General features: G+C 44.1%; 20 protein-coding genes and 1 pseudogene. 8 read left to right on the top strand and 13 right to left on the bottom strand.

Annotation, left to right across the window (positions count from 1 at the left end):
• The first annotated feature begins 75 nt into the window (after window positions 1–75).
• The 4 genes from mltG to EDD70_RS09865 all read left to right on the top strand — a co-directional run bounded on the left by mltG (window position 76) and on the right by EDD70_RS09865 (window position 4,744).
• A complete protein-coding gene (mltG, locus tag EDD70_RS09880; protein ID WP_162840749.1) occupies window positions 76–1,308 on the top strand; it encodes an endolytic transglycosylase MltG in 1,233 nt (410 codons plus the stop codon).
• Window positions 1,309–1,358: 50 nt separating this feature from the next.
• A complete protein-coding gene (locus tag EDD70_RS09875; RefSeq protein WP_092750564.1) occupies window positions 1,359–2,582 on the top strand; it encodes a peptidase U32 family protein in 1,224 nt (407 codons plus the stop codon).
• A 305-nt stretch (window positions 2,583–2,887) separates the two neighbouring features.
• A complete protein-coding gene (locus tag EDD70_RS09870) occupies window positions 2,888–3,817 on the top strand; it encodes a magnesium transporter CorA family protein (RefSeq protein WP_092750566.1) in 930 nt (309 codons plus the stop codon).
• 126 nt (window positions 3,818–3,943) lie between these two features.
• Window positions 3,944–4,744 carry a coiled-coil domain-containing protein gene (locus EDD70_RS09865; protein WP_092750568.1) on the top strand — a complete coding sequence of 267 codons (801 nt, stop codon included), beginning with the start codon at window positions 3,944–3,946 and terminating at the stop codon, window positions 4,742–4,744.
• Window positions 4,745–4,915: 171 nt separating this feature from the next.
• Here EDD70_RS09865 and EDD70_RS09860 read toward each other — a convergent pair whose 3' ends face one another.
• The 3 genes from EDD70_RS09860 to EDD70_RS09850 all read right to left on the bottom strand — a co-directional run bounded on the left by EDD70_RS09860 (window position 4,916) and on the right by EDD70_RS09850 (window position 6,558).
• The gene (locus EDD70_RS09860) at window positions 4,916–5,533 is read right to left on the bottom strand and encodes a carbohydrate-binding family 9-like protein (protein WP_162840750.1); all 618 of its coding nucleotides are present in this window, start codon (window positions 5,531–5,533) and stop codon (window positions 4,916–4,918) included.
• Between the two features lie 134 nt (window positions 5,534–5,667).
• Entirely contained in the window at window positions 5,668–5,862 is a 195-nt protein-coding gene (locus EDD70_RS09855; protein WP_092750572.1) for an alpha/beta-type small acid-soluble spore protein, read from the bottom strand.
• A 138-nt stretch (window positions 5,863–6,000) separates the two neighbouring features.
• Window positions 6,001–6,558, bottom strand: a complete 558-nt coding sequence (locus tag EDD70_RS09850; RefSeq protein ID WP_092750574.1) for a hypothetical protein — start codon at window positions 6,556–6,558, stop codon at window positions 6,001–6,003.
• A gap of 188 nt (window positions 6,559–6,746) precedes the next feature.
• Here EDD70_RS09850 and EDD70_RS09845 point away from each other — a divergent pair, with 188 nt between their 5' ends.
• Window positions 6,747–6,956, top strand: coding sequence for an LPXTG cell wall anchor domain-containing protein (locus tag EDD70_RS09845; RefSeq protein WP_092750576.1), 210 nt, complete (start codon window positions 6,747–6,749; stop codon window positions 6,954–6,956).
• A gap of 45 nt (window positions 6,957–7,001) precedes the next feature.
• Here the strand turns inward: EDD70_RS09845 and pduL are convergent, their stop codons facing one another.
• Entirely contained in the window at window positions 7,002–7,577 is a 576-nt protein-coding gene (pduL, locus tag EDD70_RS09840; RefSeq protein WP_092750578.1) for a phosphate propanoyltransferase, read from the bottom strand.
• Between the two features lie 405 nt (window positions 7,578–7,982).
• Here pduL and EDD70_RS09835 point away from each other — a divergent pair, with 405 nt between their 5' ends.
• A complete protein-coding gene (locus EDD70_RS09835; protein ID WP_092750580.1) occupies window positions 7,983–8,558 on the top strand; it encodes a uracil-DNA glycosylase in 576 nt (191 codons plus the stop codon).
• A 71-nt stretch (window positions 8,559–8,629) separates the two neighbouring features.
• Here EDD70_RS09835 and EDD70_RS09830 read toward each other — a convergent pair whose 3' ends face one another.
• Together EDD70_RS09830 and EDD70_RS09825 are read right to left on the bottom strand one after the other, a co-directional pair.
• Window positions 8,630–9,967: a sodium-dependent transporter gene (locus EDD70_RS09830; protein ID WP_170162798.1), complete on the bottom strand. Its 1,338-nt coding sequence runs from the start codon at window positions 9,965–9,967 to the stop codon at window positions 8,630–8,632.
• A 129-nt stretch (window positions 9,968–10,096) separates the two neighbouring features.
• Complete coding sequence (locus EDD70_RS09825; protein ID WP_092750582.1) at window positions 10,097–10,540, bottom strand: metal-dependent transcriptional regulator; 444 nt, start codon at window positions 10,538–10,540, stop codon at window positions 10,097–10,099.
• Window positions 10,541–10,645: 105 nt separating this feature from the next.
• On the opposite strand from EDD70_RS09825, the gene EDD70_RS09820 reads away from it, so the two are divergent.
• Together EDD70_RS09820 and EDD70_RS09815 are read left to right on the top strand one after the other, a co-directional pair.
• Window positions 10,646–10,885 (top strand): FeoA family protein, encoded by a 240-nt coding sequence (locus EDD70_RS09820; protein ID WP_092750584.1) that lies wholly within the window; start codon window positions 10,646–10,648, stop codon window positions 10,883–10,885.
• A gap of 110 nt (window positions 10,886–10,995) precedes the next feature.
• Window positions 10,996–12,300: pseudogene (locus EDD70_RS09815) on the top strand (FeoB small GTPase domain-containing protein); the annotation flags it as partial.
• Window positions 12,301–12,378: 78 nt separating this feature from the next.
• On the opposite strand, the gene dhaM reads toward EDD70_RS09815, so the two are convergent.
• The 7 genes from dhaM to EDD70_RS09780 form a co-directional block, all read right to left on the bottom strand.
• The gene (gene dhaM, locus EDD70_RS09810; protein WP_092750588.1) at window positions 12,379–12,756 is read right to left on the bottom strand and encodes a dihydroxyacetone kinase phosphoryl donor subunit DhaM; all 378 of its coding nucleotides are present in this window, start codon (window positions 12,754–12,756) and stop codon (window positions 12,379–12,381) included.
• 13 nt (window positions 12,757–12,769) lie between these two features.
• Window positions 12,770–13,393: a dihydroxyacetone kinase subunit DhaL gene (dhaL, locus tag EDD70_RS09805; protein ID WP_092750590.1), complete on the bottom strand. Its 624-nt coding sequence runs from the start codon at window positions 13,391–13,393 to the stop codon at window positions 12,770–12,772.
• Window positions 13,394–13,407: 14 nt separating this feature from the next.
• A complete protein-coding gene (gene dhaK / locus EDD70_RS09800) occupies window positions 13,408–14,394 on the bottom strand; it encodes a dihydroxyacetone kinase subunit DhaK (protein WP_092750592.1) in 987 nt (328 codons plus the stop codon).
• A 130-nt stretch (window positions 14,395–14,524) separates the two neighbouring features.
• Complete coding sequence (locus EDD70_RS09795; RefSeq protein WP_092750594.1) at window positions 14,525–14,878, bottom strand: DUF1667 domain-containing protein; 354 nt, start codon at window positions 14,876–14,878, stop codon at window positions 14,525–14,527.
• Window positions 14,875–16,143 carry an NAD(P)/FAD-dependent oxidoreductase gene (locus EDD70_RS09790; RefSeq protein WP_092750596.1) on the bottom strand — a complete coding sequence of 423 codons (1,269 nt, stop codon included), beginning with the start codon at window positions 16,141–16,143 and terminating at the stop codon, window positions 14,875–14,877. The genes EDD70_RS09795 and EDD70_RS09790 overlap by 4 nt, the downstream gene beginning before the upstream one ends.
• Window positions 16,136–17,590 (bottom strand): NAD(P)/FAD-dependent oxidoreductase, encoded by a 1,455-nt coding sequence (locus EDD70_RS09785; RefSeq protein WP_092750598.1) that lies wholly within the window; start codon window positions 17,588–17,590, stop codon window positions 16,136–16,138. The genes EDD70_RS09790 and EDD70_RS09785 overlap by 8 nt, the downstream gene beginning before the upstream one ends.
• Window positions 17,591–17,741: 151 nt before the next feature.
• On the bottom strand, window positions 17,742–18,449 hold the full coding sequence (locus tag EDD70_RS09780; RefSeq protein WP_092750600.1) for an MIP/aquaporin family protein: 708 nt from the start codon (window positions 18,447–18,449) through the stop codon (window positions 17,742–17,744).
• Window positions 18,450–18,514 lie beyond the last annotated feature (65 nt).

Genomic DNA, 18,514 nt, shown 5'->3' with positions numbered 1-18,514 from the left:
TGCCTTGCAGATGTTATATACTATGAAAATCGGCAGAACGGCGTTACAAGGGAAGTTATGTTTGGAGGAACTCTTATGGATATCAACGATAAAGAAAATGACGGAATAAACGGGTTTGAGGCGAGTATACCACCGGTACCCCCGCCTCACCGCCCTGTAAAACACAGAGTGCCGCAGCAGCCTTCAGGGGCGCGAAACAATCGCCCCCAAAGAGCCAAGCAGCCCAAACCAAAAAAGAAATATCGTGTTATGCGTGCGCTCCTCATCACGGTCGGTCTGGTTGCACTGGGTGCATTTTTGGCATTTTTTGCGTTGGAGAGTGCAAGCGACATGCTGGGGCTTGCTCAAGACGATAAAACCATAACCGTCAAAATCCCGGAGGGCTCCGGTACGGGCGATATTGCAAAAATTTTAAAACAAAGCGGCGTCATAGAAACTCCCTTGACTTTCCGCCTTTATTCCAAATTTAAAAAAGCAGACGGAAAATACCAGTTTGGTGAATATATTCTTAATTCCAATATGAGCTATAGCCAGATTATTATTGCGCTAAAGAGCGGCAATGATAGGCAGGACGTTGTCAAAATTTCGTTCCCCGAAGGGCTGACCATTTGGGAAATAGGTAAAAAACTGGAAGAAAACAATGTTTGCACCGCACAAGAGTTTGCAGATACACTTCAAAAAGAACCCTTTGAATACGATTTTATGAAGGATATCCCTGCAAACAATCCTTCGCGCTTTTATAAATACGAGGGTTATATTTTCCCCAACACTTACGATTTCTTTGTGGGCGAAAACCCTGTATCGGTAGCTAAAAAATTCTTTAACAGCTTTAACGAAAATATTACTGCCGAAATGTACGACCGTATGAAAGAACTTGGTTTGACGTTGGACGAGACGATTACACTTGCATCCATCATTCAAAAAGAGGCAAGCTACCCGCAGGATATGAATGCGGTATCGGGTGTATTCCACAACCGTTTTGCACAAGAGGATACCTATCCGCAAATGCAGTCTGACGTTACGATTTTCTATGTTGAAAAGTTTATTAAACCACGGCTTACCACGGCAAATCAAGCGATGTACGATGCATACAACACCTATAAATGCACCGGGTTGCCCGCAGGCCCCATTGCAAACCCCGGAGTTGATGCAATTAAAGCAGCGCTCTATCCCGATTCCAATGAATACTATTATTTCCTTACCGACAAAGAAGGCAAGTTCTATTATGCAAAAACCATGGCGGAGCATGAAAAAAATATTTATGCGGCAAGCAAAGTTGGCGATGTAAACGGAATTGCCACTGATTAATAATCGGTTGGCTATGCATATGGGCGCGGTAATAGCAAAAAGGAGAAACAATGGCTGATTTAATTAGACCCGAGGTGCTTGCGCCAGCGGGGGACAGAGAACGACTCAATGCTGCGGTGCTGTTTGGCGCGGACGCGGTTTACGTTGGCGGTAAAGAATTTGGTATGCGTTCGTCACCTATGAACTTTTCGCTGGACGAGCTGAAACAGGCGGTGGAGTATGCCCACCAAAACGGTGTGCGCGTTTACCTTACCTGCAATACGGTGCCCACCAATGATGAAATGGACAGGCTGCCGCAATATTTGCAGGATGCCGCTGCCTGCGGCATTGATGCACTCATCGTAGCGGATATGGGCGTAATGATGACGGCAAAACGGGTGGTACCCGATTTGGAACTGCATATGTCCACACAGGTGGGCATCGTAAACTATGTAACTGCACGTGAACTGCACCAAATGGGGGCAAAACGTGTGGTGCTTGCGCGAGAATTGAGCTTTGATGATATCCGCCGCATTCGCGATAAAGTGCCCGAAAGCCTTGAAATTGAATGCTTTGTGCATGGTGCGATGTGTATGTCGTTTTCGGGGCGCTGCCTGCTGTCGCATTATATGGTGGGCAGGGACGCCAACCGAGGTGAATGTGCACAGCCATGCCGTTGGGGGTATCACCTGATGGAGGAGAAACGCCCCAATGAATTTTACCCTGTGTATGAGGATGAAAACGGCTCTTATATTTTAAATGCCAAAGACCTGTGTATGATTGAACACATCGATAAGCTTGCGGATGCAGGCATTAACAGCTTTAAGATAGAAGGCAGAGCTAAATCTGCTTATTATGTGGCAGTGGTTACAAATGCTTACCGCAACGCGGTAGACAGCTATCTGCGTGACCCGCGGCATTTTCAACTCGAAGCATGGATTGAGGAAGAAACACGCAAGGTAAGCCACCGTGAGTATTCTTCAGGATTTTATTTCGGCGCACCCGAAAACGGGCAATGTTACAAAAATGGAGGTTACGTACGAAGCTACGATGTAGTTGCAACGGTTGATGAATGCCGCGACGGCAGGATGTATATTACCCAACGTAACCGCTTTTTTGCAGGGGATGAATTAGAAGTACTCATGCCTAAGGCAGGGTTTGTCCCGTTTGTTGCACGTGAAATTTTTAATGAGTTTGACGAACCGATGCAAAGTGCCTGCCATGCCATGCAAAAGCTGTATATCCCTACTCACAAGATATTCCCGCCGGGCAGTATTCTTCGCAAATTAAAATAGAATTAAACATATTATTCAGCAGAATTCATTCATATTCAGCCGTATTAGACTGATTTGGGCGATATTCTGCTGATTTTTCTGTTTTCTGCTTAAAATCTAGCGATATCTCTTGCAAACATCACATCATGTGGTATAATAGTTAAGTTGATACTTATGCCCAATGTGGCAAATCGGCGGTAATTATTACAGGAGGTGACGTTGTGAATCCGGACCCTAGCCCTCGAAGTACAGGTTTGAATCAGAAAATCAAATATTCGGCAGAAGCAGCGTTGCTGATTTCTGCCCCATAGAAATGGGGATATACTATGATAAACTACTACAAAACCATCGATAATCGCATTACTCAAATTGAAGCTATTGAAGAAGGCTGTTGGGTAAGCGCTATTTGCCCTACTGAAAGTGAAGTTGTATTCCTCACTGAAAGCCTGGGGATTGACCAGGGCTTTATTAAATCGTCTCTTGACGAAGAAGAGACTTCGCGCATTGAGCAGGAGGAAGACCAAACTTTGTTGATTGTGGACTTACCTCTTGCAGAAAAACAGACTGAAAACACCATTTTATATACTACAATGCCGATTGGTATTGTGATGCTGCCGAAACAGTTGGTTACCATTACCCTCAAAAACAATCCGCTCATCAACGAATTCGCGGATGGTATGGTAAAAAATGTGCAGACAAAGTTAAAAAATCAGTTTTTGTTCACCATGCTTTTGCGTATTGCGGCACGTTACCTTCAGTTTTTAAAACAGATTGATAAATTGTCAATGCGTATGGAGCATCAGCTGCACAAATCGATGAAAAATAAAGAACTTATTCAGCTGTTGGGTTTGGAAAAATCACTTGTTTACTTTTCAACATCGCTTAAAGCGAACGAATTGACCATGGAGAAAATTCTGCGTGGGCGTATTATTAAGCTGTATGAAGAAGACCAAGATTTGCTAGAGGATGTACTAATTGAAACCAAGCAGGCAATTGAAATGTGTAACATTTACGCCAGCATTCTTTCCGGTACGATGGATGCGTTTGCATCGGTCATTTCCAACAACCTGAACATTGTCATGAAAGTTCTTACATCAATCACTATTTTAATGGCAATCCCAACGATGGTATCCAGTTTTTACGGTATGAATGTCACTGGGCTGCCCATGCCGTACTTCTGGTTCCCTTGTGTGCTGGCTGCAGTGTTAACTGTAATTGTCGCGGTGATTCTTGTCAAAAAGAATATGTTTTATTAACAAACCCTTAATTTTAGCCATCTGCTGTATGCAGGTGGCTAAGTTTTTTGTGTAATTACATTGTTTTACAGTAAAATCAATGTTATAATGAAAAATAAAGCTATATTGTACGGGGGGAATATAAGCGTGGAACGACAGACCACTTTTAAAACGAGTATGTTCGGCGGATTTCATAAAAAATCTGTTTTAAAATACATAGATGAACTTTGTGAACAAAATCAAACTGCAATCGATGATTTGAACAAAAAAATTGCAGAGTTGGAAGAGCAAAATCAAGGTTTAACCGAAAATATAAATCAGTTGGGTGAGCAGATTCAAGGTATGGAAGATGATGCAGCCAAACAGCTTGAACATGTAAAAAGTCTAGAGACGAATATTGCCGATTTAAACCTGGAAGTTCTTCGCCGTCAGCAAGCTTTGGATGACAAAGACCGCGAAATCAAAGCATATCAAGAGAAGTGCCGCCAGCTTACTTTACGTGCTGAGAGTTTGGAATACAAAGGCAAAAAATACGATGAAGCTATGGTGAAGATTGGCAATGCATTTATGGACGCTCGCCAGAGTGCAGATGATATTATTAAGGCTGCCGAGCAGAAGGCGAGCCGCATTACTGCCACCACAATCGAGAGTATACAAAGTTTAGCACAGCAGATCAGCACGTTTAAGGGCGATGTTACTACGCTGCGTGTAACTTTGCAGTCATCCATCGAAGAACTGGAGCAACGGTTGGATGCGATTGACAGCTCGATTGAAACGATTGATGCTGCCATGAAGTCGGTTGAGTTTTGCGACGAAATCACAAATGAGACTGAGTCTTCAGAAAAAAAAGAAATAATCGAAGAACAGCAAGAAGATAAAAAACAACCTTTTCAAGCCCAGCCTAAGGGTGCAAAACCCAAGGCGCAACCGACTGAATTTTTTTGGTGAGCCGCAGCCTTTCTGCAGCCCGCATACTGCAAAAAGCATAAGCGGCATTTCAATGCGCAGCTATAATGACTTTGCCCGCCGTAATTTTTGGGGTAGGCGCGCGGCAGAGGGCATTCTGCGATGGCTGAACAATAAAATATAAAAAAAGAACCTCGTATGAGGTTCTTTTTGTTATTTATTTGTTGGTTTAGTAAGTATAAAATTGCTGAAAAAGTTTGGTAGATGAAAATCAGGTTTTTCGGATGTAATGGGCATAAAACTTGCAAAATGCAAATTCACATCGTTTTCACCTACTTTAAAAAAGTTGCCGCGAAGCACCTGCGCCTCTTCAAAATCACATCTGCCGTAAACAGCTTTTATAAATGTAAGCGGAATCATCAGCTCCAATTCCCAAAAAGAGGCTTCCAGTTTCACTTTGGGCACAGGCGGTGTAATTCCGACATCGGTTATGTATTGACGGTTATGGCGAGATTCTCCGTATGCACACAATAATGCGCCGTTGGCGTTCATCTCAAAGTTGATATAACCGCTTTTTTCCGATCCCGGATAAAATGATAAAAACGCTTCCATGCAACTGTCGGTATAGACAGGATCGTTTGCTTTGGTATAACGGCGCAGAGGGTCTGATTCATCGCATCTCATATGCAGAAAAAAACCTTCTTCTTTTATAAAAACAAGAGATCCTATGGTTTTTGGGCGATAAGTTCCGCCCCAGTTGTAGCAAGACACTTCAAAAGTATGCCCCAGTTTCAATTGAGATTTATCATCTAAAATCGCTATTTGATACAATTTGACTCCTCCCATTAATCTATTTTCTTATATTGTAACGGTTTGCTCCAAAAAAAGATAGTATAAATTTGTAGGCAACAGAAAAGGAACCTCATAAAGAGGTCCCTTTTCCTAGTAAATGCCTTTTAGGACATTTATTTGATAGAGTTCTCGTAAGCTTCGATCATTTTCTTAACCATCTGACCGCCGACAGAACCAGCCTGTTTCGAGGTAAGGTCGCCGTTGTAACCTTGTTTCAAGTTAACGCCTACTTCGTTAGCAGACTCCATTTTGAACTTATTAAGAGCCTCTCTTGCCTGAGGAACTACAAGTTTGTTACTGTTTGCCATAATTGATACACTCCTTAATTCATTGTTCAGTTTTTTTCTATTTACTGTTGCGTTTGTGGTATTATTATAGGCTTATCCGTCAAATTAATACTTGGTAAATTCTTTAAAAAGTATTAGAATAATCTGCAAATCGACATTTTACAAAAAAAGCGTATCCAATATATCTGCTTTATCGGCAAGAAGTACGATTGAAACAATGCACATAAGCGCGTAGCTATCGATGGGACGGGACAGTTTTATAGGGATTTCGAAGGGCTCAATTATAGTTCCGTATAAGGTTGGGATACATCGTTGCAGGCAAACTACTGCATCATCGGGGCCGATGCTGGAAAGAGTAAGTGTGTCGGTTATAGACATTCCGCATGAAATTACCGGTATCTTCCACCTGCTCAAAGTTTCGGCGGCCGGCAGGTTGTCCGATTGAACAACACCAATCGTATTGTTTTCACCAATATGTTTAAAGCTGCTGTATTTGGTTTTTTTAGAAAAATTATTTTTGCATAAAAAAATTGTGTGTCCTTTGTTTTCGTAAGAAAGTTGTTTGCAATCTAGGATTAAAAAATCGAGGGTTTTGCAGTGATTGTTTGTACCTGTTGTACAATTACAGGCAACTTGAAAATCTTTTGCAAGTACATGATAAGTGGTGCCGGCAAGTGCGCTGTCACATGAATCGCCTAGAAAGATCAAGTTTATCAAATTTTTCACCTCAACTTATTTTTGAAAAAAGCCGCATGTATAAATCCTAATAACTAATCTCTGTAAAAAAACTGTAATTATGTACTTTTTTTAAATTAAAATCAGCCAACTTGACAGGTATAAAAAATCACCCTATAATTATTAGTTGGAGACCTTGTTGATGACAAATATCGGGAGGAATATTCTAAATGATTAAAAAATATGCAAAATTTTTTGCATCTGTTTCGGTTTTATTAATTACTATAATTACAACAGCTGTAACTGCTTTTGCAATAAACCCCAACACTGGTGATAATTCAAATGTGCCGCTTGTTATGGGTATTGCCGGCGGTGCACTGCTGCTTATTATAATTGCTTTGGCTGTTACCGGTAAAAAAGGGAAGAATAAAAAGAAATAAAAAAAAGCGGTAAGATTAAATAATCTTACCGCTTTTTTAAATAATTTATTTTATGATTTCACCATAGAATTCGCCAAATGCAGCTGCAGCATTTGCTTCGTCGGTATCGATGTGCATTGCAGGCGAGAACTTCGGAGAAACTCTCACGACAACATCACCAAAAGTAAGTGCTCTGTCTTTGCCTGCGCATTTAACAGAAACAATTTCCTTATCAGAAACACCAAATTCGGTAGCAGCTTCCGGAGTAAGATGGATGTGACGTTTAGCAACGATAACACCCTCAGTAAGCTCAACTTCGCCACAAGGGCCAACCAATTTGCAGCCTGCACTGCCCGCTACATCGCCCGACTCTCTGACGGGAGCAGACAGACCAAGAGTTCTTGCATCGGTGTAAGAAACTTCTATTTGGGTAGCAGGTCTTGTCGGGCCAAGGATTGAAACGTTTGGAATCGTCTTTTTAGGTCCTACAACATCCAGTCTCTCTACACAAGCGTATTGCCCCGGCTGAGATAAATCTTTTTTCGGTGTAAGTTTAGCACCTTTGCCAAACAGTGTTTCAAGGTCTGCCTCAGTCAAATGAATGTGACGTGCAGAAGTTTCGATTAATATTTTTTTTGCCATAACAGAATACCTCCATAGAATCTTTTTTGCACAGGCAATTTTTTGCCGATAGTGCTGAAACGCTACCCTTTATTATACAAAAATTACGACTGAGCCGCAAGGGAAATCGACAAGAATCTTTAAAACTCTTGCAAAATCTATCGGAATTGTTGTTAAAATATGATATAATAACGGCAGTGTATGAAAAATTAGAGTTTTAATGGGAACCAAATGTCTGCTATATTAATGTAAAGTATTATATTTATTCTAATATGCGGTGCGAAATTTGCCTTGCGGCAAAGCCGCACATCGCCAATTATATCAAAGCACTTCATGTTTATGATATAATGATGATATGTTGTTTCTTTTACACCTAAATGTAAACATATTTTTTAAAATTAATACAGTGAGAGGTTGTGGCAGTTGATGCTAAATTCTTGGGAGACATTGCGTGAAACGGTTATGCAATGCGAAAAATGTGAGCTTTGTAAAACCAGAACCAATGTAGTGTTTGGCGTTGGTGTGCCTCATGCAAAGATTATGTTGATTGGTGAGGGCCCCGGTGAAAACGAGGACTTGCAAGGTGAACCGTTTGTAGGACGGGGCGGCCAGTTGCTGGATAAAATGCTGAAAGCGGTAGACCTTTACCGTGATAAAAACATTTACATAGCCAATATGGTAAAATGCCGTCCACCCCAAAATCGAGACCCAAAACAGGAAGAAACCGAGGCATGTATTGGTTTTCTCCGTAACCAAGTCGCTTTGATTAAGCCAAAAATAATTGTGTGTTTAGGCAGAGTAAGCGCCATGAAAATTATAAGCCCCAATTTTAAAGTAACAAAAGAGCATGGGCTTTGGTTTGAACGAAACGGAGTTCTGATGATGGGAACATTTCATCCGGCTGCTTTGCTGCGCAACCCCAACAATAAACCCGATGGGCTGGAAGATTTTATTAAAGTAAAAGCAAAAGCAATGGAGCTTTGCCCCGAAATTTTTGATTGATTTATAAAAATAAAAACCGTACTCCTGGTACAAATGTATCAGGAGTACGGTTTTTTAATATGATTTTGTTATTATCCGATGCCGCCGTATACAATGCCTAAAATAAATACTGCAGCGGCAAGAATGATATAAACGTATTTGCCAAAAAAGTTGAACACTTTACCAATCGGTTTTTTACGGCCGAGATTTAATTCTTGGTTGATTTTTTGCGTACCCAACACCCAATAAATCATAATTGCGCCCAGCAGCGCGCCAAACGGCACAACATACACGGTGATTGCATCCATCCATGCCCCCATGTAAGGCTCATATTCTATGAACACACCCACCGCAAATACCAAAGCACCAACCAGCAGCACGGCAGGAGTACGGCGCAGTTTTAATTTTTTTTGCGCTGCTTCGGCACATACTTCAAACATATTTACTAAAGAAGTAATACCGGCAAATAGTACCGAAATAAAAAACAGGGTTGCAAATAATTTACCCATAGGCATTTGCGAAAATACTTTTGGCAGAGTAATAAACATCAGCGGAGGTCCGCTTTTAGGGTCCATACCAAACGCAAACACTGCGGGGATGATGGCAAAACCGGAAAGGAGTGCGGCACAGGTATCTAAAAATGCGGTCATACCTGCAGAGAAGGGGATATCCTCTTTTTTGCTTAAGTAACTGCCATAAATAATCATGCCCGAACCGGTAATTGATAGCGAGAAAAAGGCTTGTCCCATTGCCATAATCCATGTCATGGGCTTCAGTAAAAATTCCCACTTGGGTACAAGCAGATACTGATATCCTTCAATAGAGCCGGGCAGAAAAGCGACGCGTACAGCAATAATCAAAAATAAAATAAAAAAGGTAGGCATCATAATTTTATTTACTTTTTCAATGCCTTGCAAAACACCGCCGAGTAATATAATTACCGTAAGTGCAATAACTGCAAAGTGCCATGGTACGCTGCCGAACGCACCTGTCATTTGCGAAAAATACTCGGCAGAATCGGTAGTAAAAAGGCTGCCCGATAGGGAGCCCCAAATAGTACGAAGTACCCACCCAACGATGATGGCATAACCAATTGCAATGCCAAGGCTGCCGAACAAAGGGATTGCGCCGAAAAACGCCCCGCCTTTTTTACCGCGCGTTTTCATGGCGTAATCGTAAGAGCCAATGGGCCCCGTTCCGGTTAAGCGGCCAAGCCCAAACTCACCTGAAAGGCCTACAATACCAAATAAAATAACAAAAAGAAAATAGGGGATTAAAAACGCTGCGCCGCCGTAAGAACCCAAACGGTAGGGGAACATCCAAATATTACCCATACCCACTGCCGACCCAACGGATGCCAGTATAAAGCCAATTTTGCTGTTAAAGTTGCTGTTTTCAAGCTTTGGCTTTAGATTTTTGTTTTGACCCAATGCCTACACCTCAATCTTAATAATCATTTTGCTTAATATTTACTTTAAAGCGTTACGATTTAAAGCAAAAAACAAAATCAAATCCTATTGTATAACAGATTAAGGTTTTTGACAACCCATTTCAAATACTTAAGGTAATGAAGGATAGAAAGAAGAGTTTTTCAGCTGATTTACCAGCTGTTCTAAATTTTCTATGGTTTTTTCATCAAAAAAATGTTCGATTTGTTCCACTTGCTCAATTTCATCTTTGGTGTGGTTAATCAAGCACAAAAACTCGTGCAAAACATCATGGCGGTATAAAAGGTAGTTGCCCAGTTCCCAACCCTTTTGGGTAAGTTTTATAATGCCGTACGGCTCGGCATCTACATACCCTAATTCTTTTAGATTACCCACCATTTTGGATGCCGAAGAAGGCCTTACGCTTAGCATAGAGGCAATATGGTTGATGCGGGCATATCCATCCTGTTTTGCGTAACGGCAAATCATTTCAAGATAATCTTCCATCGCGTCGGTTATTTTACGGTTATTTTTAAGCTTGTATCCCTTAAGTGTCCGATATTCATTGTTTTCCATGGAATCATCTCCAAAAAAGTTGTAGCACATGTGCAGTTTACGGAATAAATTAGTACAGGGAAACAAAATTGCCCAATACTAAAATATTAACAGGAGACAACGATTATGAATGAAAATGTATCGACTTTATATACAATTCCTGAAGGAAAAACTGCAAAAGTGAATTATTTGCTTGCCACAGGCAGCATGCGCAGGCGGTTGCAGGATATTGGATTGATTGAGGGCACCGATGTTGAGTGCCTGCAAAAAAGCCCCTCGGGTGACCCGGTTGCCTACTTAATCAGAGGTGCGGTAATTGCACTGAGATCGGAAGATTCTTCTAAAATTTTAGTTACTTGTAACTGAATTAACGGCTGCAAAGCCTAAATACATAGCGGGTGGGGCGCTTTATGAGTGCATTCTCACCCGCCGTGTATATATAATTTTATAAAAACAATTATTGGAGGATATGAGCAATGGGTTTAACAGCAGACTCAACTGGAATAAAGGCTGTGGATAGCGGGCTTATCATACAAAAAGAACCCGGAGATAAGGTAATAGCCTTGGCAGGAAACCCAAATGTAGGCAAATCAACCGTATTCAATGAACTTACCGGATTAAAACAGCATACCGGAAACTGGCCGGGCAAAACAGTTACTAACGCGCAGGGCAGATATGTACATAACGGCAACGGTTTTATTTTGGTGGATATTCCCGGTACTTATTCTTTGATGGCACACTCGGCTGAGGAAGAAGTTGCACGCGATTTTATCTGTTTTGGCGAACCCGATGCCGTGGTTGTGGTTTGCGATGCAACTTGCTTGGAGCGGAATATGAACTTGGTTTTGCAAACCATTGAAATCACCCCAAATGTGGTGGTATGCGTCAACTTGATGGATGAAGCAAAGAAAAAAAACATTCGCATTGATTTTAAACAGTTGGAACAAAATTTGGGCGTTCCCGTAGTAGGGACGAGTGCACGCAGCCGCAAAGGGCTGGATGTACTGATGAACCGAGTTTCTCAGCTCACTGCGTATCATCACATAACCGATCCCATCCACATTCGATATAACACCCCCATAGAAGCAGCGATTGCCGTTGTAGAGCCCGTTATCAAACAGCAGCTGAATGGGCGCTTAAACTCACGCTGGGTGGCGCTGAAGCTGATTGACTACGACGAAACGCTGTCAAATACATTAGCAGAATATCTAGGCTTTCATTTGCTGGATGACCCGTTGGTGGTACAAAGCATTCAGCAAGCGCGCGAGCTGCTTGCCGAGCAAGGATTGGTGGAAGACAAACTGCGCGACAGCATTGTTTCTTGCATTGTGCTTACGGCAGAAAGCGTTTGCGGTGATGCGGTGTTTTTTGAAAACAGCAACTACAACGCGCGCGACCGCAGGCTCGACCGTATTTTTACAAGCAAATGGACGGGAATTCCTGTGATGCTCGCTTTGCTGGCAGGTACGTTTTGGATTACAATAACAGGTGCCAACTATCCGTCTCAGCTGCTTTCAAACGGGCTGTTCTGGCTGCAAGACCGATTAACCGAGTTTTTTTTATGGCTGGGCACACCGGAATGGGTACACGGTGCATTGGTTTTGGGGGTATACCGAGTACTGGCATGGGTGGTTGCCGTAATGCTGCCGCCAATGGCAATTTTCTTCCCGCTGTTTACGCTGTTAGAAGATTCGGGTTATCTGCCGCGTGTTGCATTTAACCTCGATAAAAGCTTTAAAAAATGCAGTGCCTGCGGTAAACAGGCGCTAACCATGTGCTTAGTTGGTAAAAGGATTTTTCAGCCTGCATAGAATTAGAAAAGACGCCGTCTAACAGCAGATAAACGGCGCCTTGTTAATTTACAGCTTATCTTCGCTTTTACTTAAAATTGCGGCGAGTTCTACCTGGGCAATCGGGCAGCCGATGGATGACTGGATTGCAGCAAGAATGGCACCTTCTACCAGCGGGCTGTCTGCAATGCGGATATTGCCGCCATGCCTTTCAATCGCCATTTCGGCGGTCATTACGGCGCTGCCCATATCTACCAATACCAGTACCCCATCTTCGCTGTAAACCGATTCAATTGCACGGTAAACACGTTCAAAACAGGTGCCAAGGCTCCCGTCGGGCATACCGCCTGCTGCGGCAATCGGCGCATCTTTTGCCATCTCATGCGCCAGTTCTACTACACCTTGTGCCAGCTTTTCGCTATGCGATACAATAACCAACCCTACCATTTGCACAACCCCTTTACAAAGAATTTAGAATGGCGCGAAGCAGCAGCATTGCCGATGTTGCGCCGGGGTCCTGATGCGTTAAACTGCGCTCGCCAAGATAACTTGCCCTGCCTTTGGTTGCGATGATATGCTTGGTATATTCCACCCCCGCGGCGGCAGAGGTTATCGCCTTTTCCATTGCAGATACAAAGTCTTTGCTTCGCTTATATTCATCCGCGAGTGTTTCATAGGCGGGAATCAGTGAATCCAGCATTGTTTTTTCGCCGCGATGAGCTTTACCGCGGTATTGTATCCCATCAATGGCTTCTTTCAGCATGTTAATAAAGTTTTGTGCATCAATATTTGTCTGCCCCTTTACTACCGTTGCAGCTTTTAAAAATGCAGTGCCATACAACGGGCCCGAGGCTCCGCCAACGGTAGAGATGAGCGTCATACCGATGGCCTTTAGAATATCATCCACATTGCTGCTTTCAAGAGACTTTAGTTTTTCGCTTACCGCCTGAAAGCCGCGGTCCAGGTTAATGCCGTGGTCACTGTCCCCAATGGCGCTGTCCAGTTCGGTTAAAAACTCTTTATTTTCATGCATCACCTGTGCAATGGTTTCTATCACTGAAATAAGCTTTTTAGAATCTGTCATGTCATTCCCTCCGGTTAGCGGAATGCGGGTGTATCAGCCGGTGCATCAAGCAACTCTTTGAGCTCATCATCCAGCCGCAGCAGAGAGATGGAAAACCCGCACATTTCAATCGACGTCATATAATTGCCGACAAGTGTTTTATAAATGCGGATTCCTTTTTTTGTAAGCACATCATGTACGTGGTTGTTAATCACAAACAGCTCCATTAAGGGGGTACCGCCCGAGCCGTTGATTAGTACAGCAACTTCTTTGCCGCTGTAATCAATATCTGCCAATATTTTTTCAAGCAGATGCTCCGCTATTTCGTTCGCCTTTTTCAGCGGTTCGCGATGAGTTCCGGGCTCACCGTGGATTCCGATGCCAATTTCCATTTCATCTTCACCCAGCTCAAAACCCGGTTTGCCTGCTGCAGGAACAATGCAAGGGGTAATTGCCATTCCCATTGTGCGCACATTGTCAATCACTTTTTGTGCGGTTTGCTTCACTTCCGCCAAAGTTGCGCCCTGTTCTGCTTTTGCACCTGCAATTTTATGTACCAAAACGGTGCCGGCTACGCCCCGTCTGCCAGTGGTGTACAAGCTGTCTTTTACGGCTACATCATCGTTTACCACTACGTAATCTACCGCAATGTCGTCCATTTGAGCCATTTCGCTTGCCATTTCAAAGTTCATCACATCGCCGGTATAGTTTTTTACAATCATCAGCACGCCTTGACCTGTTGCAACGGCTTTGATGCCTTCGTAAACTTGGTCGGGGGTAGGGGAGGTGAAGATCGCTCCTGCTACGGCGGCATCCAGCATACCGTACCCCACGTACCCGCCATGTGCGGGCTCATGTCCGCTGCCCCCTCCGCTGATGAGAGCCACTTTTCCTTTCTTTTTTTCAGTACGTACTACCACACCCGTGTCTGCCAAACGGCGGACATATTGCGGATAGGCTTTGCACAGGCCGTCGATCATTTCGGTCTCTGTGTTTGCAATATTGTTAAGAAGTTTTTTCATATTAATCCCTCCATATTAGTGCGGTTGAACTTTTTATTCGGCTGCCTAAAACTCCTTTGTCAAACGTATACAGCAAAGAAACTGCTTTGAGCGTCCGAACAATTTCTTCAATTGCTGTAAATTCAACAAACTACCAAACTTCTTTGGTTGCCACTACATCTATGCCTGTTTCACATATGTTCGGTACAATCACATCGCCAATGCGGATGGGCGGCATAACACGAACGCTTGCAATTTCTTTTAGGCTGTCAAAAACTTTGCTTTTATCAATGGGTTTTGCGGTTTTTACCGAGAGTGGCAGTTCTCTTCCGTAAACCTTTACCAGCGAAGTGACCATGCGGGTGGGCAAGGTTAGTTCTTCGCGTGCATATTTTTCGCCGATTTTGCATTGCCACCCTTTGATGGAAAGGATAGTTCCGTCTTGTATTTCTGCGCTGATACGGCACCCCTTAGGGCAGCCGATGCAGGTCAGTTCCTTTTTCATTTTGCCACCTCCACCCGAACGGTTATCTTATCGCCGTTTTTCGCGTACATCAAATATTCGGGTTTCAAATCGATGCTTACCATCTCACCCGGAGCTAAAATACGTTCCCGCTTGGAGAACACTATTTTATCGCCTATATCAATGCAGACACGGCTGTTTTGGTAAATCCCTCTCGGGCGGAACATCATCGTAATTGATTCTTTCATATCCCGCTGGATAAGCTGTGGGACAGTACCGCTAACGCCAAAGCCGTCGACAACTTCAAATAAAGCCGATTTATTGCAAACACCACTATCAGCGGCATACCGGGCGGCATTTCGCCCCGCTTTTTGTGCTTCTTCCGAAACAAAATCCACCAAATCGTGTACGTGCAGAACATTGCCGCAAGAGAAAATACCATCGACAGAGGTTTCTAACGTTTCTTTTACCACAGCGCCGTTGGTTGATGTGCAAAGCTCCACACCAGCCATGTTCGAAAGCTCATTTTCCGGTATTAAACCTACCGAGAGCAGCAGGGTGTCGCAGGCAAAATCGCGCTCTGTACCGGAAATGGGCTTTAAGGTTTGTGGGTCAACTTCTGCAACCGTCACACCTTCCAAGTGTTCTTTGCCTTTAATATCAACAACGGTGTGGCTGAGCAGCAAAGGGATATCATAATCATCCAAACACTGTACAATATTCCGTTTTAAACCGGACGAATAGGGTAAAAGTTCAACACAAGCTTCTACTTTTGCGCCCATAAAGGTCATACGGCGCGCCATAATCAAGCCAATATCGCCCGAGCCCAAAACAACAACCCTCTTGCCGGGCATAAGCCCTTTCATGTTTACAAATTTTTGTGCAGTGCCTGCGGTATAAATTCCTGCACAGCGCCACCCGGGTATGCCCAACGCACCGCGCGGGCGTTCCCTGCACCCCATAGCCAAAACAATTGCTTTTGCCTTAAATTGCTGCAATCCGCACGAACGGCTGACGGCGGTTACGCACTTTTGCGGGGTAATTTCAATTACCATAGTGTCGCACTGGTAAGGGATACCGTAGTCAATCAGTTTTTTGATGTAGCGGTCTGCGTACTCGGGGCCGGTGAGCTCTTCACCGAACATATGCAAACCAAACCCGTTGTGGATGCACTGTTTTAAAATACCGCCCAAGCTGTTTTCGCGCTCCAACAACAGTATGCTGCGGCACCCGCTCTCATAGGCTTCGATAGCAGCTGCAAGCCCCGCAGGGCCTCCTCCGATAATGAGTACATCCACATCAATCACAGCGGGCACCTTCTTTCTCAAACAGTGCATGGTCAAGCAGATAAGAGTTCCCTCCGAATTTGCTTGCTTCCATCGGAGATATTCCAAGTTCTTCGCAAAGGATATCCACTACCAGAGAGGTGCAAAAACCTGCTTGGCAGCGCCCCATACCCGCTCTTGTACGCCGTTTGATACCGTCTAACGTGCGTGCACCCACAGGGCGGCGGATGGCTTCGCGAATCTCCGCCTCGGTGATAGTTTCGCAGCGGCAGATGATTTTTGCATAATCGGGGTTGGAGCAGATGGCGGCAGCACGCTCTGCATTGGTCATCTCTCTGAATTTGGGTATGGGCTTGCGGATGGGGTTGAAAAACGGTTTTTTATCTGCATTCAGCTTTTGTGCAATATCTTGTGCTAGGTGGCAGGCGATAGCAGGAGCCGAAGTAAGCCCGGGAGATTCAATGCCCAAAGCATTAAAAAAGCACGAGACGTCTGGTGCTTCGCCAATTACAAAATCGTTGCAATCGCAATGTGCACGGATGCCGGAAAAGGTAGTGATAAAGCTGCGGTTGGGGATATTCTCCCATGTGAGAGAGCCAACGCGAAGTGCTTTGTCCAGCCCCTCACGCGTAGAGCGGGTATCATCTTTATCGTCAATATCCTCGGCGGTTGGGCCAATCAGCAAAGTGCCGTCCACAGTCGGCGCAATAAGGATTCCTTTGCCCATTTTGGTGGGGAGCTGAAAAACAGCCGAGTTGAATTTGCCGGCAAGAGCCTTATCAACAATGTAATACTCGCCTCGCCTCGGGTAAATGGTGTATTTCTTTTCAGACACCATGTTATTGATATTGTCTGCGTACAAGCCTGCCGCGTTTACCACCGCTTTTGTGCGGAACAAACCCGAATTTGTAAATACAGTAAACCCGTCGTCGTCTTTTTGCAGCCCGGTGACCTCGGTGTTGCGGCGGAACTGAACACCGTTTTGTGCGGCATTTTCTGCATAGCCTACGGTTAGTTCATAGGGGCACACGATACCGCCTGCCTCTACCACCAAAGCTTCGTAAGCGTCTTTTCCGATATTGGGCTCGCGGCGCCTCAGCTCGTCCTCTTCAATCAGATAAAGCCCGCCTGAAACCCCGTTGGTAACCCCTTGCTGCAACAACTCTTGCAGTTTTGGCCTGCCTTCTTTCGAAAAAGAAACCACCAGCGATTGGTTGTTTTGATAAGGAACGCCCAGTTCGGTACAAACTGCCTTCATCATTTGGTTGCCCAATACATTGTATTTTGCTTTTAATGTTCCCGGTGTTGCATCGTATCCGCCATGTACAATGGCGGTATTGGCTTTGCTTTGTCCGTTGCATATATCAGCGGTTTTCTCCAACAGCATAATGTCCAGTTGGTACCTTGCCAATTCTCTTGCAATAGAACAGCCGATGACGCCGCCGCCTATCACTAAAACATCAAGCATATTACTTCGTCCTTTCACCATTTACCGGCTTTTATTGAGAAATATGAAAAAGCAGGTAAAAACTTTAGTAACACTATTTAAGTGATTTTTTAGAGCTGAAGCGGAACTGCAACAGTTCCGCTTCAAATTCTATATGATTCTGTTTAAATGTTTAGAATACCAAGCCGTAAACCACAGCAGCGAGTGCACCGCCTATGATTGGCCCAATTACAGGTACCCAAGCATATTGCCAGTTTGAGTCGCCTTTGTTCTTCATTGGAATAACGGCATGGGCGATACGAGGGCCAAGGTCACGCGCGGGGTTGATTGCATAGCCTGTGGTTCCGCCCAACGACATACCAATGGCTGTGATGACGCCGAAAGTATAAAGGTTGCCAACGCCCGAAGCACCTGCGCCTTCCACATTACCAAAACCGAGTACGGAGAATACGAGTACAAATGTGCCTACTGCTTCGCAGAATACGTTAATGGGTTTATGATCCACTGCGGGAGCTGTGGCAAAACAGCCGAGTTTGGTTCTGCCGTCTTCCGTTGCATCAAATTGGTCTTTAAAGAACAGGTAGACAAGAATAGCACCGAAGAATGCACCCAGCATTTGAGCAGCTATGTAACCGGGAACCAATGCCCAATTCAGGTTGCCCTTAATTGCCATTGCTATGGTCATGGCAGGGTTCATATGAGCACCCGAAGCTGCGCCGAAAATGCAGGCAGGTAACAGCACCGCAAGGCCCCAAGCGATTGTAATTTGAATGGACCCTGCACCCTTCATACCGGATTTGTTTAAGCTGACGTTTGCTACAACGCCATCGCCCATTAGTATCAGCATGGTTGTTGCTAAAAATTCCGCTAAGTATACCATAACTACACTCCTCTACATCATTTTGACAAAGGCTGTAAAACAAGCCTTAATCATGTTCAGGTTTG

The organism is Hydrogenoanaerobacterium saccharovorans, from assembly GCF_003814745.1.
Classification (GTDB): domain Bacteria; phylum Bacillota; class Clostridia; order Oscillospirales; family Ruminococcaceae; genus Hydrogenoanaerobacterium; species Hydrogenoanaerobacterium saccharovorans.
This window is presented reverse-complemented; position numbering and strand designations above follow the sequence as displayed.